The organism is Thermodesulfobacteriota bacterium (assembly GCA_040753795.1).
Lineage (GTDB): Bacteria > Desulfobacterota > Desulfobacteria > Desulfobacterales > Desulfosudaceae > JBFMDX01.
Genome location: JBFMDX010000008.1, coordinates 177416 through 193328 on the forward strand (window position 1 = coordinate 177416; position 15913 = coordinate 193328).

Consider the following 15913-nt stretch of genomic DNA (forward strand, 5'->3'; position numbering starts at 1 on the left):
ACGATATTTCTCAACCTAGACTACGATATTTAGAATCAAAAAACCAGTCAAAAACATAACTAATTGTTTTAATATTATTTATTCTTATGGCATGGATAATGCTCAGGTGAGTATCATGTCGAAAAAACTCACAAAGGAGGACAAAAAATGCCGTTGGAAGCTTCCGATTATTTCCGGATTACCCGCATGGCCTACACAACTGGCCTCATGCGGAAAATCATTTCCATTATGGAACAGGCGCTTGAGGCCGTGTTTCAGGAACTTGGGATCGGTCCTTATGAAATGTTCGATTGCCTGGACCAGTCCGACCCGGCCCCTCTGGAACAAACCCTGGGGCGCGCCAACCCCTTCCTGGTCCGGCTGGCAGCCAGGCCCGCGCTGATGAAGATGGCTGCCTTCGCGCTGGATCGGCCCATAATAAGGACCCGGGTGCTGGAATACGTTAAGTGCAGGTACCGCCTGTTTTTCGCGGACGCCATGAAAAACGCGGCCCGGCCCGGGGAGGTGTCCTGATGAAAAATGGAATGCAAATCAAGACGGCTTTAAAGATTGCCGTAGGGCCGGATCGTTTTCATGAAAATCCGGACAAACTTTCCGAATATGCCCATGGCGGCGCTTTTGTCGCCGGACAAACGCCCCTGTGCGCGGTCGAGCCCAAAACCACCGACCAGGTGGCCGCAGTTGTGCGGGCGGCGGTTGAAACCGGCGCCAACCTGATTCCGTGCTCCAGCGGTTCGCCCAGGTCTCAGAGGGGTTGCCGCGTTCCGGCGGACATTCCCTCGGTGGTCGTGGATATGGGCAAAATGGACCGCATCAACCGCATCAACCGCAGAAACAAGGTGGCCATCGTCGAGCCCGGGGTTCGTTTCGGGACCCTGCAGGCCGAGGCGAAAAAGCTGGGGATGAAAGCGCTCCTGCCGCTTCTGCCCCGGGCCTCCAAGTCCGTGGTGGCCGCCTATCTGGAAAGGGAACCCATCACCATACCCAAGTATCACTGGGACATGACCGACCCCATGCTGTGCGTGGAGACGATTTTCGGCACTGGTGACATGTTCCGCACCGGCGGCGCCGCCGGGCCCGGATCCCTTGAGGAACAGTGGAAATCAGGGGCCTCACAGAAAAATCCCATGGGGCCGGCCCAGACCGACCTGGTGCGCGTGATCCAGGGGGCCCAGGGCACCATGGGCATCGTCACCTGGTCCAGCGTCAAGCTTGAGGTTTTGCCCGCTATCCGCAAGGGGTATTTCGTCACCTCCCCGCGAATCGAGACCCTGATCGATCTGGCCTATGCCATGACCCAGCGTCGCCTGGGAGACGAGCTGTTTCTCTTAAATGCCCAGGCGATGGCCGGCATTCTCGAAAAAGACAAGGCTAAAATTGAAGGATTGGCGAAAAAACTTCCGCCCTGGATCCTGTTTTATTGCGTCGCCGGTTACGAGATATTTCCGGAGCTGCGGGTCCGCCAGCAGGAGCGGGACATCGCGGCCCTGGCGAATAAACTGGACTTAAAAACGGTGCCCGATCTTAACGGCGCAAGAGGAGATTCCCTTGCCCGAATGCTTGATGAACCAAGCCCGGAGCCCTGGTGGAAAGACCGCCTCAAAGGGGCGCACGCGGAGGTCTTTTTCCTCACCACCATGGATGGCGTGCCCGTTTTCCTGGAAGCAATGGGCGAACTGGCGGACGCCCACGGGTATCCTGCCGAGGACATGGGCGTATACGTTCAGCCGGTGCAGCAGGGCCGGAACTGCCATCTGGAGTTCATGCTTCCCTTTGATCCCAAAGACGCCGACGACAAAAAACGCGCCCAGGATCTTTTTGACGAAGCAGGCAAAGTCATGTTTGAAAAAGGCGCTTTTTTCAGCCGGCCTTATGGCCCGTGGGCAGAATTGGCGTATTCCCGGTGTCCGGATACCGTCGCGGCCATCAAAACGGTCAAGGACATCCTCGATCCCCATCACGTCTTCAACCAGGGCAGGATCTGCCTGTAGGAGGGTTATTATGGCATTGGAAGCATATCGCCGGGACATGGAGGGCTGTTCGCGGTGCTCGTCATGCAAATGGGTGCCCATGAGCCAGATGAAAAGCCACCGGTTCTCTCAGGTCTGCCCGTCCATATCCCGCTACCATTTTCACAGTTTCGCCGGCAGCGGCAAGCTCATGCTGGGACTTTCGCTCCTGGACAACAGAATAGAGATGAACGATTCCGTCGCGGACGTGGCTTACAAGTGCACGCTTTGCGGCGCCTGCGACGCCAACTGCAAGGTTTACCGCGACGACATCGACATTGCCGAAGTGATCGAGGAGATCCGGGCGACGTGCGTGGAAAACGGCCAGTTTTTCGCCGAGCACCAGATGATGATCGATGACCTGAAACGGGAGAACAATGTCTTCGGAGAACCCAAAAACGCCCGCGGCGATTGGGCTGAAGGGCTCGGCTTAAAGGACGCCAACGCGCAAAAGGTGGATGTCCTGTTTCACGCCGGGTGCCGGTTTTCTTATGACGAGGACCTGCTGGGCGTCATCCGGGGGGCGGCAACGCTGATCCGGGACGCGGGCGTTGACCTGGGGGTCGCGGGAAAAGCGGAATCCTGTTGCGGCGGCCGCGCCTTTGGCCTGGGCTTCCGGGGGGATGGCAAAAATTTTGCCGAGGACATGGCGGTCCGGGTGAAGTCTTCCGGCGCTAAAGTTCTCCTCACGCCCTGTGCCGACTGCTATGGCGCCTTCAAGTACGCCTATCGACGTATGGGCGTTGACCTGGGTGTTCAGGTCATGCACATCTCCGAGTATCTGAAGGCACTTGCGGCAAACGGAAAAATCAATTTCAAAAACAGGGTGGACAGAAAAATCACCTATCACGATCCCTGCCATCTCGGCCGGCGAAGCGAGCCTTATGCCGGGCCCTGGGAGGGCAACAAACTTCTGCGGCCGGCCTCGCGCAAACGCGACGGAAGAAAAGGGGTTTATGACGCCCCCCGCGATCTTCTTCGATCCATCCCGGGCATTCGGCTGGTGGAGATGGAACGCATCCGGGAGTATTCCTGGTGCTGCGGCGCCGGAGGCGGGGTGTGGGAAGCCGACCAGGAATTGTCCGATTTCGCGGCCAGGGAGCGAATCGAGGAAGCCCTGACAACCGGTGCGGATGCCCTGGCCACAAGCTGCCCGTGGTGTGAAAGAAATTTGCGCGATGCCGCCGAATCAATGGGTGCCGGGATTGAAGTATTAGACGTCACCGAGCTTGTGGCACGCTCGATAAAAGGGGAGGTAATATCATGACATTTCCGATTTCTACAAAAACCATTCCGGACGAGGCGGTTTCCCGGTTCAGGGAGGCCCTGGGGGACGAGAATTTTTCCACGGACCCGGTCATTTGCGATGGTTACGCCATGCAGCCCTTTCACAAAACCGAACCGGGGTGCTGGATAAATCGGCCCCTGGCCGTGACTTTGCCGTCAAGCACTGAAGAAGTCCAGGCGATTGTCAAAATCTGTATCCAACACGGACTTCGTTACAAAGCCCACAGCACCGGCTGGGGCGCCCACGGCGGGGCCGGTTATGACAACGTGGTGCAGATCGATCTACGGCGCATGAACAAGATATTGGAATGGGACGAAAAAAACCGCTACGTGGTGGTCGAACCATACGTCAACTGCGCCGAGATTCAGGCGGAAGCCATGAAGCGGGGCTTTAACATCCACATTCACGGCGCGGGCAGCGTTTGTTCACCCCTGGCCAACGCCACTTCCCACTGCGGCATGGGATGGTCGGGGATATCCACGTCAACCAGTTCACGTAATATTCTGGGGGTCGAGTGGGTCCTTCCTTCAGGCGAGGTCCTTAAACTGGGAACGTGCGGGTCAATCAGTGAATCAGCGGGGAGCCGCTGGTTTTCGGCCGACGGCCCCGGGCCGAGCATGAGAGGCATCATGCGCGGATGGGCCGGTGCGGACGGCGGCCTGGGGGTGTTCACCAAGATGTCCATGAAGCTCTTCCACTGGGCCGGGCCCAAAGAAACAGCGGTCAAAGGTCGCCTCCAGGATCTGGTCGTCGAGAAACCGGACAACTTCAGGATCACCTTATGTGCTTTCCCCGACGCCCGGAGCTATGCGGACGCGCTGTTTAAAGTAGGAGAAGCGGAGATCGGATTTTTACAGTGCAAAAATTCCGTTGCTCTAATGTTGGGCGCGATGATGCCGCGAATGTTGCGCAAGATTCACGCCTCGATGAACGTAAAAAAGATCCTGGACGCATGCAGGCACCAGTTCATGTTCACGATCGCTGCGACCTCCGATCTGGATTACCAGTATCAGAGCCAGTGCCTTGAAAAGATTGTGGACGATCATGGCGGGATCGTCCTTGATGCTCCAGCCCCCTTACATTCTCTCATGTACTGGAGTTTTGTCAGAGTGAGTTTGCCGCCTGTCGTATTCAGGATGGGGGGTAATTTCTTCTCGACATTTGGGGGAGACGAGGCCTTTGACAACTGCATGGAACAGGCCAGGATCGGTGAAGAGATAAAACGGCAGTTCATCGCCAGCAAAGCATGTTTTGATGACCTTGCTGATAACCCATGGGCCCTGATTTATGAAAACGGACTTTTCGGCCATAGCGAGGAGTTGTGGTTCTATGATCACCGCGATCCTGAAATGGGCCGGCAGGTGGATGATTATGCCAAGGCATGTGCAGATGCCACCCTGGAGCATACGCTTGGCGGCGGCGGGTTCGCCTTTTTCAAGGGGGGAGAGGTGCATGATATTCTCGGGCCTGCCATGAGCAACTACCACATCTGGCAGCGCAGAATAAAGAAAGCCCTGGACCCGAACGATCTGTCGGATTCCAAGTTTTATATTTCCTCTGATTAAAGGAGTGGATAATGGTGTCACCCATTTTGGTTTTGGCGGAAAGTTCAGGCGGGAAAGTTCTCGCGCTGTCCCTGGAGGCCCTGGCCATGGGCCGAAAGGCGGCCAGGGAAAGTGGCACATCCCTGGCCGTTCTGGTCTGTGGAAAAGGCGTTTTGACGGCGGCCAATGAGCTGCTTTGTTATGGCGCGGACAAGGTCCTGGCCGTGGACAATGATCTTCTGGCGGATCTTCATCCGGACCTCTTGTGCGCTGCGGTTTCACAGGCATGCGACATCATCAAGCCCGGGGCGCTTTTTATGGCCGAAACCCTGGCGGCCCTGGACCTGGCCCCCAGGCTGGCCGCGCGCCTCAAGACCGGCTGCGCCTCGGACTGCGTGGACGTTAGCTTTTCCAGGGACACCGGCGGTTTTATCTTCACCAAGCCGGTTTATTCCGGGAACGTCATGGCCCAGTTTGCCCTCGCCGGGGAACCGGTCGTGGCCACCTTCCGGGCCCGGGCAGCAGAAGCCCCGGAGCCCGGGGCGATGTCGGGGCGGGTGGAAAACCTGGATGTCAGCCTGGTGCCCTCCCTGGCCCGTTACGAGGTGGTGGAAAAGGTTTCCATTGATGCCACCGGCGGCCCCAGGCTGGAAAGCGCGGACAAGATCGTTTCCGGCGGCCGGGGAATGGGCGGGCCGGAAGGGTTTGCCGTTCTGGCGGAACTGGCCAAAGCACTGGGCGGCGCCGTGGGCGCCAGCCGCCCGCCCTGTGACCTGGGATGGATTTCCCCGGTCCACCAGGTGGGCATCACCGGTGCTATCGTGGCCCCGTCCCTGTATATCGCGACCGGTATTTCCGGCTCCACCCAGCACGTGGCCGGCATGGCGGGCGCCAGGGTGATCGTCGCCATCAACAACAACCAGGACGCCAATATCTTCAAGATAGCGGATTTTGGAATCGTGGGGGACTGGGAGAAAATCGTTCCAGCCCTTACCCGGGCGGCCGCGGAAATCGCAGGATAGTCACGACAAGACAAAAGGAGTCAACCCCCATGCATATCGTCGTTTGTATGAAGCAGGTGCCGGATCCGGAAAGCCCCCCCGAATCTTTTGCCATCGACCAGGAGACCCTGCGCGTGGAGCCCCGGGGTATCCCGCCGGTCATGTCCCTGTTTGATGAAAACGCCCTGGAGGCGGCCCTGAAGATGAAGGACGCTGACAAGGACGGGACCAGAATCACGGTGCTCTCCGCCGGAAAACGGGTGCCGGACGCGGTCATGCTCAAATCCCTGGCCGCCGGTGCGGACGCGCTTGCCAAAATCGAGGGGCCTGACCTTGACCATATGGCCTTGAACGCCCGGGGCACGGCCCATGTCCTGGCCAGAGCCATCGAAAAAATCGGGGACGCCGATCTGATCCTGGCCGGCCGCCAGGCCGCGGATTCCAACGCCGGGCAGGTGGGAGCGGAGATCGCCGCGGCCCTGGACTTTCCCCTAATCACCATGGCCCGTAAGATTACGCCGGACAGCGGTTCGATCCTGGTGGAGCGGGTCCTGGCGGACGGGTATGAAGTCGTCAAGGCGCCCCTGCCCTGCGTGGTGGTGGTCTCCAACGAGGTGGGGGAACTCCGGTACCCGGCCATGAAGGAAAGAAGAGAGGCCAAAAAAAAGCCCGTCTCCTCAACCGGGCCCGGGGACGTAGGCGCGGAGCGGATCCCGGAAGCCGGGGCCGGCCTCAAGGGCCTGGAATATCCGGCGGCCAGAGAACGCCGGTGCGAAATGATCCCGGGTGATGATCCCGCCCGGGCGGCGAAAACCCTTATGAAAAAATTAAAGGAATCGGGCCTTTTCTGAATAAAGGGGAATAAGAGGAAACGGCTGTGAATTACTTCAAAAGCATCGGATACGATCCGAACTGGAGAAGTTGGAAAAAGTGCTTTTTCCGGCTGCATTTCGCTCTATCCTTGATCAGCATGGCAGCCTTTGGATATCTGATCATGGCCCCGTTAATCGTTGAAGGGCCGCTTTCCGTACTTCGGGATATGTTGATTGCGCTCATGTTCAAACAATCCCATTTCGCATGGGCCAACGGGACTTTTTTTATCGTTGCGATTCTTTATCTGATCTATACCTTAATCAACCTGCTCCCCCTTGGCAAAAGATGGGCGAATTATCGTTTTCTCGCTGATGCAGCGACGCTTCTCGCTGTGTTTTATGCCAATCACAACTCATATCAGCTCGTACTGGTACTGCTTCCTGTTTTACCCTGGTACCTGATCCATCGCGTGGCCGGTTCACAATTGATCAGGAGGATTGAATAAATGACGATTCAGAAATTTAATCAGAATAAATGTACCGGTTGCGGCGCCTGCGTGGAATACTGCACCAGAGACGTGTGGAGAATGAACCCGGAAACCGGGAAAGCCCATGTCGCATACCCGGAGGATTGCCAGTCCTGCTATACATGTGAAATTAACTGCCCGGAATTTGCCATCTGGGTGCATCCCTTCCGCTATGCACCGAAAATGTGGCCGTGCGACATGGAATATGAAGATGCCTTCTAACGGGAGTTTACCATGAATCGTATTTCAAGAAGAGACATGTTGAAATTCATGGGAATGACAGGCGCCGCGGCCTTGGCACCTTATCCCATAAGACATGCCCATGCGGCCAAGCGGCCTGTGCCGACGGTAAATATTTTGAAATCCTACCCGTATGAAGACCGGGAAGTTTTTGAGGCGGACCTGGTTATCGTGGGCACCGGGCTCGGTGGTTTATGGGCGGCGGTTACCGCGGCGGAAGAAGGCATTAAACGGATCGCCATTGTTGACAAAGGCGGGCTGGGCGTTTCTTCAGGTTCCGGCATGATTCTCGCGGGTACAATTTACTGGCTGGAAGGAGACGACCTTGCTGCCTGTGAGAAAGAATACCTGAGATACAGCGGCGGTCTCGGTCACCCGGACATGCTCCGGGACATGATGCAGACCTCCCGCAGGCGGATGGAAAAATGGAAAAAGTGGGGCGTTACCTATGAAGGGCTTCCGGTGCTTGGAATTCGAATACCGACCGATGGAAACCGCTACAACAAATTGAGCATAAATCCGCGCTATAAAGGCTGGGCCTGCGGGCGGGCACTGGTGCAGTGCCTGCTGGACAGGATTGATGCCCAGGGCGTGTCCACGTATTTTTCAAAAACAATGATCACCGATTTACTGGTGGAAAACGGCCGGATAAACGGCGCCGTGGGTTTGAACCGGCTGAACGGAAACCGGATCGTTTTCAAGGCGCCGTCCGTCATACTGGCCACGGGCTCCTGCACATTCGGGCCGGGGTATAACGTCAGCGCTCATCAAACCGGCGACGGATACGCATTGGCCTACCGCGCGGGCAGCAAACTGCAGAATCTCGAATTTTTGAACCCGGATGTTCTGGCGCGGGATTATAACCTTGAGGGCGGTCACCTGACCGGCATGTTCGGCGCCCGGTTCATCAATAAACACGGAAAAGATTTTATGTGGGATTATGATCCCAACAACGGCACGAATTCAAACTTCAATACCATTGCTTTTGCCTTTGCCGATGAATGGGCCAGGGGGAACGCCCCTGTTTACCTGGACCAGACCACTGTCGTGTACAAATATATCGTCTCCAGAATATTTGAAAACTTAAGCCCCCTGAACACCTGGCAGGCGCTTAACTACAGGCGGCTGAGGGAAACCGGGAACGCGCCCACAGACTATCCGCACAACCAGATTGTTTTATATTACGGACTGCAGGGATGCATCCGGACCGACAACGACCTGATGAGTGATGAAATTGACGGGTTGTTTGCCGCCAGCCTCAGTCAGTCTTTTGATATGAGCACCATCAAAGGAATATCATCCGCCCGCGGCATGTGGTCCGGAGAAAAAACAGGCCGGACAGCCACCCGGTATGCCAGGGGGGCGGACATGCCGGTATTGCACAGGGACCAGGTGGAGAATGCGCTTGAACGTTCCATACAATATATGAAACGGGGAAGCGGTCTTACCTACTGGCCGTTAATAAAAAAATTCCAGGATATTCTGCACAAACCAGAAATCGGCCTGCGAAAAACCGCCGAAAGCCTTGAACATGGATTAAAACAACTCACAGAATTTAAAGAGAATGATCTCCCGGCCCTTAAAGCAGGAGATTCGCATGAATTGGTAAAAGCCCATGAACTGGAGAATATGGTTCTGGTCGCCGAGTTGTTTCTGAAGTCATCCATCATCCGGACAGAAAGCAGATATTCCCACAGAAGAATGGAATATCCTTTGCCGGATAATGAAAACTGGCTGAAATTCATCAACTGGCAAATCAACAAGGATAATGAAGCCGTGTTGAATTTTGAAAAACAAGCCTGAAGAAACGCGGTCTGCTGATTTATCGGTACTCGTTCTCAAAATAGTGGTCGTCATCCTGCTCCAGGGGCGGCCAGTCCCGGTATTCATTGACGCCGGCGATGAAATTCCACCCGGAAAACCGTTTGTCGGTCATATCGATCATAAGAAAAAACCCGTGGTTTTTATCCTGATACCGACCGACCCAGTTGGCCGGTAAATTCGCCGTGCCGATGGTCACGTCGTTCATGCAGGTATTAAACCAGAACTGGCGAAAAGAACCATGGGCATTGGCGTTGTCGGGGTTAAAATAAAAACTGGACAGAGACCAGTACTGATCCATAAGCGGATCCCGCTGGAGCTGGAAGCAGGTCTGCCGCACCAGCGGCATAACGGCGTTATTGAACCGGCCCATTTCAGCGTTAAGCCAGCCACTGGTCACCAGGGGCCGGGCTTGAGCATAACCGTAAAGGTTGTTGGAGCCGATCACGAATCGCCGCAACTGCTGGAGAGAGGTACCCCAGTGATCGAACTCCGCCCTGAGGACCAAACCGTAAATCCGCAGGGGGTATTCGGCGGAGACCCCCGTGCGCATGGCTTCATAGTTAATGTCCCACTGGACTTCAGGATAACGGGTGCAGAGGTAGGATCCGAAGTTGTCCCAGGGCGGGGTCGAGGACTGAAGAAAAGCGGATGTTCCCAGATCGAGGGTGCTGGAGCCGGTGCCCATGTAGCGGTCATGAATCCGATCGGTCCGGTTGGTATTGGTCATGTACGGGTTATCGCCTCCGGTACCCCTGTAACTTGCATTGATTTGACTCCCCCCGCCCCTCGGATTGGCGCGGTCTTGCGGACCGTAAACCATGGTGTAGTTGGAGTCCATGGAGGCCATATCCCCCAGTTCGGCCACCGATCGGGGGTAGTCTCCCATTTTCAGGGCACCGACTTCTCCGTATGCTTCCAGGTAAATATCGCTGGCAAACCGGACCACGGTAACAGGAGTGGTTGAAGAATAGTAGTTCGGGTCGCTGATGGCCAGTTCACACATTTTGCCGCCTTCCAGCTTCCCCATTTCATGGTTGGTCATGACGTCCATACCGGCCATAACGGGCAACGGCACGGCTATCGCCAGCAGCAGGAGGATGAGCGGAAAGCGTATCCTTGACCGTTTCATGTTATCTATATCTTTGCGCAAATCGACACATGAAGTTCAACAAGCATTTTCATTGTTACAAAGAACCAGATGACAGTTAGTCCGACAGATAAAAGAAAGATGGACAACCATCGGAAAAAAGGGACCCATTTTCGAAATAAATGTTTATTAACCAATAGAAATGTAATGAGAACCATTACCGAAACCATTAGGAATTCATGTTCATGGCCCGGAATTTTAAACAAAGTGATATCGATTAAGTCGATGCCCAGCCAGACACCGACATACAATACAAAAGCAGAAATGTTATTTCTGGCGGTCATATCCAACCATGTTAACTTGTTAAGTCTCTGCGGCTGAATCCTTGACCCCTTGAACCCTCCCGAAACACATCGGCTCAACCGGGAAGCTTGTGTCGTTGTGCGCCAACTGATCGGGAGATGATCCGCAAAAATCAATATGCTTAATAGCCGGCATTTTTCAGCCGATTGGCATGCTGGCGATACAGCTCCACCTCATTGAAAAACGGGTTGGTCAGCTCCCAGAGAAGGTTGGTTTCATCCAGGTGGTTCATGGGGTAGTTATCGCGGATCACTTTGCCCCAGTGGGATTCACAGGCGTTTACCAGGCCGTCTGTCTGGATGGGTTCACCGGAGAGGGTGCCGACGGTGGCGGCGGCAAGCAGGGCGGCATCAGAAGGATCAAGCGGATTGGTCAGTACCTGGGTACCTGACCAGGAGTAATACCCGATGCCGTTTTCTCCCACCTGGGCCCCCTGGCCGCACCAGTAATCCGGGCGGCCGATGGAGTATACGCGGTTGAAGTATTCCTTGCGCTGATCAAAACCATCATCAGAAGCGACGTCAATAGGAAAACCGTAAAGCTCATAGGCGCTGTTAACGGCCTGCTGGGAAACCCTGGCCGCTTCCCTTAAGGAAGCCAGGTTGGAATTAATATCGCTGGTAGGCTGCGGTACGGTCCAGCGAATGCCGCCGGCATCCATAAAAATCAGCTCGGTCAACTGGCAATCGATGCCGCACGGAAAATCAATGGGGTTCGGCGGGTTGGGGTTGTCCCGGTCATCGGTGTCGTTTGACCCGCCCACCGTACTGACCGTCGCCACCAGGTCCGGCCGCACAGCGGCCACATACCGGGATGTCGGTGCGCCGAAACTGTGGCCGATGAGGTTGAACTTTTTATGCCCCTTCAAGGCCTTGATGAATTCAAGCTCGTGAATGAGCTGCTCCCCCCGGATTTCAGGGGTATTTTGCGCTGAAACCTGCGCCACGTATACGGTGCCGCCGCTGCGCATAACTTCATAAGGAATGGTGGGCCAGTAATCGGTGTCGATGAAGCCGACAATATCCGTATGGTCAAACCCCATACTGCCGTGCACCAGGACCAGCGGATAGGCTGTTTTGGTGTATGTATCAGGGGGCGGCGGGGCTGATCCCGAGGCAAACGCCGTACCGGAGAAAAGAACGGTGACAAGGACAAACAACCTAACGATGAGCGTTTTTTTGATCAGACATGCCGTTTTCATTCGATGGCTCCTCTTTAATTTCCGGTGTTATTTTTTTTTACGCGATACCGTTCAATCACATCCACACGCAAACGCTCCGTTTCGGAAAACGCGCTGACTTTTATTTCTTCGATCAACTCTTTTTTGTCCGCGTCGGGCTCGTCGGCGGCATCAATCCGATCAACCTCCGCGAAGAATTCGTTCAGGCGGGATTGCCAGACGCGGTTGCTTTGATCCAGCGCCGCCATCCGTTCGGCCGCGTCATACCCGTAGTCAGCCAATCGCCTTTCATACCGTTCGTCATCGGACACCCCCTCCTTCCGCCAGGCTTTTTCTTTTTTTAAAAATTCATTCACCTGTTCGTGGTTGCGGATGATCTCCTGCTGCATTTCCGGTAACCGGCTTCTCAATTCCTCTACCTGCCGTTTTTTTTCTTCCGCCGGCAAATCTGTCAGGCTCAACTCCAGGCGGGCAATATTGTAGGCCTGGTATTTTTCTTCGTTTTGAAAAAACACGTCGCTGAATTCCTGGCCGAAGTGACGCCTTCGGGCATCCGCCAGATACGTATGATAGCCTTTCAGGTGATCAACCAGGGCCCGGCCGTGAAGATTGTAGACATCCGTGTTATCGGCAGACGCGTGTTCCGCCAGATCCCGGTTATAGGCCATAAACATCTTCAACAGCGCCCGGGCCTGTCCGGCAGCCCTGGGGGAAAGCGTGCCGTCAATATACTGCTCCATACTGGCGGCGATCTGTTCAGGTGTTTTTTCACCCAGCGCTGAAAAAAAATAATCAAAGAGGTCCCGGAAACCGATGTCCACAATCAGGTTACCGTTCCTGTCCTCCTGCAACCGGCCGTCAATTTCCGTGTCATGCTGGGACGGTGATATCAACATTGACACCTGTAAAGGACGATCCGCGGAAGAGGCTTGGTCAGCCGGAAGCGGGCTAGCTTTCTCTATCACCGCGGACATTGTGGAGGCATTCTCATCGGCCGTTCCGGCAAGACGGACTTCTCTGGCAGGCGCTGAATCAGGCGAAAAAGCCTGCCGCCAGTTAATGATACCGGTAGCCATAACAATCACAGCTGACGCGCATAAGTAATATCGGGTTTTTCCGCTGAATTTAATGAACACCCCTCAATCTTTTTGCTGAAAATCACGTAAAATCAGAATATTCGACTGTAAACATTCTGCCAGTCCCAGGCAATGTCATCAGGGTCGACGGGAGCAAAACCGCCGCCTATTTCATAACTGTCTTGAAGCAATTTCATGATCTGAAATGGAATATATTCAACGCCGGAGGCCAGAGCGCCATACCCGTCTTCGCTGGCGGTGTCGCCCACCATTGCCAGGCAGTGCTCCACACCATAGAGATCGCGTAAAATAGTGATGGCGGCAGCTTTGTACGCTGAACTCTCCGCGTAGTTCAGATCCGCTTTAACAATAATCGGAACCGTTCTTGTTCCATTTGGGGAGAAATGCTTCACCATTTGATCACGCGTCAGCGGCCTGACAGATTCAGGCTGGCCGGTAATAATAACGATATCCGCACGGGCAAGAATATCGGGGAGGATATCTTTCACATAGCGATCCACGTAGGGCCAGTCATAGCCAAACAGATTCACAAAGTCGATATAATCTAAAATCGTATTGGCTCCGCCGGTGGCATGGATGGTGTTGTCATGGTCGGTAAAAAGAACATCCGGATTAACGCTTTTATTATTGCTGAGAATATTCAGAACACCTTCCTGGTCTTTAGACCAGCCGTCATCGCACTGTACTTCGGCCATGAGCCGAAGCTCAATCGGAGCCAAAGCAAGAATACCAGCAGGAATATAGTTCCGCAGGCTGTTGAGTTTTGCTATGCCATTACTATTTGTTGTAAGATTCGGCCCGATCTGTATCCAGGTGTTATTACGAGGATCCAGTATTTTAAAACGTACGGTGACATCAGGGATCCTTTCCGCTGTGAGATATCCTATCAACCCCCTGTATTCCTTAGCAGGCAGATAAAACACTGTAACATTGGGCAGGATTTCACCGGGGTTGGCGCCGCTGCCGTTCCAATTGCTGGTAAAAGCATCTGAAACGACCACCTTTGTATCCTCTACTTTACAGCCGAATAAAACCACAGCAGATAATATGATGAAAACCAAACCATAAATCAGTCTTTTATTTATTTTCATTCTCCGTCTCCTCCATATCTATATTTTTTATTCCACATACCCTAAAAAATAACTCCCGACTCGGACAGATCCTCAGGCAGCAGGGGAGGATTAACGCCATCAAAGGGCTGGGCATTCCAGAAAGCCCGTGTTGAACCGTCCGGATCTTTCTTCAGGCTGCTGGTGGCTTCTTTGCCGTTTGTGTTAAAAACCATGGTCGGGCGGTCAGTTTTATTATAAGAGCGCCATACCGGCATGTTGGCATGGTTGGGGTTTCCGGTTTTGGCAAATGACGCCCAGGCGTCCATCATCTGGTTCCGCAGGGCTGTCGGAATACCCTTTTCCCCGTAGAGTTCGGGCCACCCTTCCGGATATCCCGTGACAAATGCCAGTTCCGCGCCATGCGGCGACCCGAGGTTCAGTAAGGGATACTCGGGGCAAGGTGGATTCCAGTCAAACCGGTAGACAAAAACGTTTCCGGGCTGATACGCGACCTGTGCTTCAGCGCATCTGAGTGTCGGAACACGCAGGAAAGCATCCGTCATCATGGCCAGGGACACAAGATTCGGCGAGAGAACAAGTTCAGGATAGCTGGCGTAATACAGGGCAATTCCCTCCGCGGCTGTTTTATTGGGAGGAATAGACCTTTCAAAATAGGGAAACGCGGTCATTGTCACCAGTGGTGTCGCCACCGGCAGCGCCAGCATCGCGTTTTCCACCATCCACCACCGCCCTTCGTCCCGGGTGGTTCCCGCAAGCAGGGGGATGTTTGATGATTGTCCTCTGGCAATGGCATGAAGGGGTGGCTCCGGAAAGACGGTACCGTCAACAACCGCGGCATATATATTATCCGGCAGAAGCGTTGTTTCCATTACCTGTTCCTGCGCGGCCATCACCTCCTGCCAGCTGAGCTGGCGCAGTGCCGCCAGGGTGTTGACACCCGCATATTGATAGAGCAATTCTGTTGAACGGCGGGCATAGTCTTGCTGTCGAACCGTTGAACTCCCGCCGCTCTGCGCGATGCCTTTATGAAACAGGCCTTTGGCAGCCGGCATGCCAAGAAGCGCGCACACGCTGTAGCTCCCGGCCGACTCTCCCCAGATGGTGACATTACCAGGGTTTCCGCCGAATGCGGCAATATTGTCCCGGACCCAGCGAAGGGCCAGAACCTGGTCCAGCAATCCGGCGTTGCCGCTGCCCGGGACATCTTCAAGATAACTGAAACCAAAGGCGCCGAGCCGGTACTCTACGCTTACGACCACGACATTAGCGCGAGCCGCCATACGCGCACCGTAGTAAAGCTTGTCGCCCGAGCTCTCCCAGATGTAACCGCCACCATGGATCCAGAACATGACGGCCCGCTTCTGATTGTCAACGGAAGGCGTCCATACATTCAGGGTGAGGCAGTCCTCACTGATCTCCCAGTTCATGATGTCGCTGGGATCGATTTCCGGCTGGGGGCAGGCCGGCCCGAAATCCATTGCATCAAGGATATTATCCCAGGATTCACCAGGGACCGGCGGAGCGAATCGCAGTTCGCCGACAGGCGGTTTGGCATAGGGAATCCCGAGAAAAGCGACCACCCCCTCATCGGTAATAAAACCTTTGACATCACCGTATATCGTATGCGTCTGGGTGATTCCGTTTCCAATCGGCGGGGGAGGGACGGGCTCGGGTTCAGGCGGAGCTGAGCCCGTTGCATGGGAAAACTCTGGAATCGACAAGGAAAAAGAAACAACTGTCAACGCCGCCAGAATCAAAATGATTATTTTTTTCATTCTGCGAGCTCCTTATTAATTAAGGCCTACCGTTTATTTTTATCATTTTATATAGAGCACTAATCGTGCCGCAATAATTATATATAAATTTCA

The 15913-nt window shown here is 54.6% G+C and carries 14 protein-coding genes; 9 read left to right on the forward strand and 5 right to left on the reverse strand.

Annotated elements, in window-relative coordinates:
- Positions 1-147 precede the first annotated feature (147 nt).
- From AB1724_11645 to AB1724_11685, 9 genes are read left to right on the forward strand one after another with little or no spacing between them, the layout of a single operon-like run.
- Positions 148-513 carry a hypothetical protein gene (locus tag AB1724_11645; protein MEW6078458.1) on the forward strand — a complete coding sequence of 122 codons (366 nt, stop codon included), beginning with the start codon at positions 148-150 and terminating at the stop codon, positions 511-513.
- On the forward strand, positions 513-1991 hold the full coding sequence (locus AB1724_11650; protein ID MEW6078459.1) for an FAD-binding oxidoreductase: 1479 nt from the start codon (positions 513-515) through the stop codon (positions 1989-1991). Before AB1724_11645 ends, AB1724_11650 begins: the two co-directional genes overlap by 1 nt.
- A 10-nt stretch (positions 1992-2001) precedes the next feature.
- A complete protein-coding gene (locus AB1724_11655) occupies positions 2002-3276 on the forward strand; it encodes a (Fe-S)-binding protein (GenBank protein MEW6078460.1) in 1275 nt (424 codons plus the stop codon).
- Entirely contained in the window at positions 3273-4862 is a 1590-nt protein-coding gene (locus AB1724_11660) for an FAD-binding oxidoreductase (protein MEW6078461.1), read from the forward strand. The genes AB1724_11655 and AB1724_11660 overlap by 4 nt, the downstream gene beginning before the upstream one ends.
- Positions 4863-4873: 11 nt before the next feature.
- Positions 4874-5863, forward strand: coding sequence for an electron transfer flavoprotein subunit alpha/FixB family protein (locus AB1724_11665; protein ID MEW6078462.1), 990 nt, complete (start codon positions 4874-4876; stop codon positions 5861-5863).
- A gap of 29 nt (positions 5864-5892) precedes the next feature.
- Positions 5893-6693, forward strand: coding sequence for an electron transfer flavoprotein subunit beta/FixA family protein (locus AB1724_11670; protein ID MEW6078463.1), 801 nt, complete (start codon positions 5893-5895; stop codon positions 6691-6693).
- Between the two features lie 26 nt (positions 6694-6719).
- Positions 6720-7160 (forward strand): hypothetical protein, encoded by a 441-nt coding sequence (locus tag AB1724_11675; protein MEW6078464.1) that lies wholly within the window; start codon positions 6720-6722, stop codon positions 7158-7160.
- Positions 7161-7403, forward strand: a complete 243-nt coding sequence (locus AB1724_11680) for a 4Fe-4S binding protein (GenBank protein ID MEW6078465.1) — start codon at positions 7161-7163, stop codon at positions 7401-7403. It begins immediately after the preceding gene.
- Positions 7404-7415: 12 nt separating this feature from the next.
- Complete coding sequence (locus AB1724_11685; protein ID MEW6078466.1) at positions 7416-9224, forward strand: FAD-binding protein; 1809 nt, start codon at positions 7416-7418, stop codon at positions 9222-9224.
- Positions 9225-9243: 19 nt separating this feature from the next.
- Here AB1724_11685 and AB1724_11690 read toward each other — a convergent pair whose 3' ends face one another.
- From AB1724_11690 to AB1724_11710, 5 genes are all read right to left on the reverse strand, one after another.
- Complete coding sequence (locus AB1724_11690; protein MEW6078467.1) at positions 9244-10374, reverse strand: hypothetical protein; 1131 nt, start codon at positions 10372-10374, stop codon at positions 9244-9246.
- Positions 10375-10816: 442 nt separating this feature from the next.
- Positions 10817-11896 (reverse strand): alpha/beta fold hydrolase, encoded by a 1080-nt coding sequence (locus AB1724_11695; GenBank protein ID MEW6078468.1) that lies wholly within the window; start codon positions 11894-11896, stop codon positions 10817-10819.
- A gap of 14 nt (positions 11897-11910) precedes the next feature.
- Positions 11911-12771, reverse strand: coding sequence for a lipase secretion chaperone (locus AB1724_11700; protein MEW6078469.1), 861 nt, complete (start codon positions 12769-12771; stop codon positions 11911-11913).
- Between the two features lie 272 nt (positions 12772-13043).
- Positions 13044-14063, reverse strand: coding sequence for a hypothetical protein (locus tag AB1724_11705; GenBank protein MEW6078470.1), 1020 nt, complete (start codon positions 14061-14063; stop codon positions 13044-13046).
- A 41-nt stretch (positions 14064-14104) separates the two neighbouring features.
- Positions 14105-15820: a carboxylesterase/lipase family protein gene (locus AB1724_11710; protein MEW6078471.1), complete on the reverse strand. Its 1716-nt coding sequence runs from the start codon at positions 15818-15820 to the stop codon at positions 14105-14107.
- Positions 15821-15913 lie beyond the last annotated feature (93 nt).

Excerpts from the sequence above, each read along its gene's own strand:
- AB1724_11670 (MEW6078463.1), top strand. The coding sequence starts at position 5,893 with ATGCATATCGTCGTTTGTATGAAGCAGGTGCCGGATCCGGAAAGCCCC.
- AB1724_11655 (MEW6078460.1), top strand. The coding sequence starts at position 2,002 with ATGGCATTGGAAGCATATCGCCGGGACATGGAGGGCTGTTCGCGGTGC.
- AB1724_11700 (MEW6078469.1), bottom strand. The coding sequence starts at position 12,771 with ATGTTGATATCACCGTCCCAGCATGACACGGAAATTGACGGCCGGTTG.
- AB1724_11645 (MEW6078458.1), top strand. The coding sequence starts at position 148 with ATGCCGTTGGAAGCTTCCGATTATTTCCGGATTACCCGCATGGCCTAC.
- AB1724_11685 (MEW6078466.1), top strand. The coding sequence starts at position 7,416 with ATGAATCGTATTTCAAGAAGAGACATGTTGAAATTCATGGGAATGACA.
- AB1724_11690 (MEW6078467.1), bottom strand. The coding sequence starts at position 10,374 with ATGAAACGGTCAAGGATACGCTTTCCGCTCATCCTCCTGCTGCTGGCG.
- AB1724_11650 (MEW6078459.1), top strand. The coding sequence starts at position 513 with ATGAAAAATGGAATGCAAATCAAGACGGCTTTAAAGATTGCCGTAGGG.
- AB1724_11710 (MEW6078471.1), bottom strand. The coding sequence starts at position 15,820 with ATGAAAAAAATAATCATTTTGATTCTGGCGGCGTTGACAGTTGTTTCT.
- AB1724_11660 (MEW6078461.1), top strand. The coding sequence starts at position 3,273 with ATGACATTTCCGATTTCTACAAAAACCATTCCGGACGAGGCGGTTTCC.
- AB1724_11680 (MEW6078465.1), top strand. The coding sequence starts at position 7,161 with ATGACGATTCAGAAATTTAATCAGAATAAATGTACCGGTTGCGGCGCC.
- AB1724_11695 (MEW6078468.1), bottom strand. The coding sequence starts at position 11,896 with ATGAAAACGGCATGTCTGATCAAAAAAACGCTCATCGTTAGGTTGTTT.
- AB1724_11705 (MEW6078470.1), bottom strand. The coding sequence starts at position 14,063 with ATGAAAATAAATAAAAGACTGATTTATGGTTTGGTTTTCATCATATTA.
- AB1724_11665 (MEW6078462.1), top strand. The coding sequence starts at position 4,874 with ATGGTGTCACCCATTTTGGTTTTGGCGGAAAGTTCAGGCGGGAAAGTT.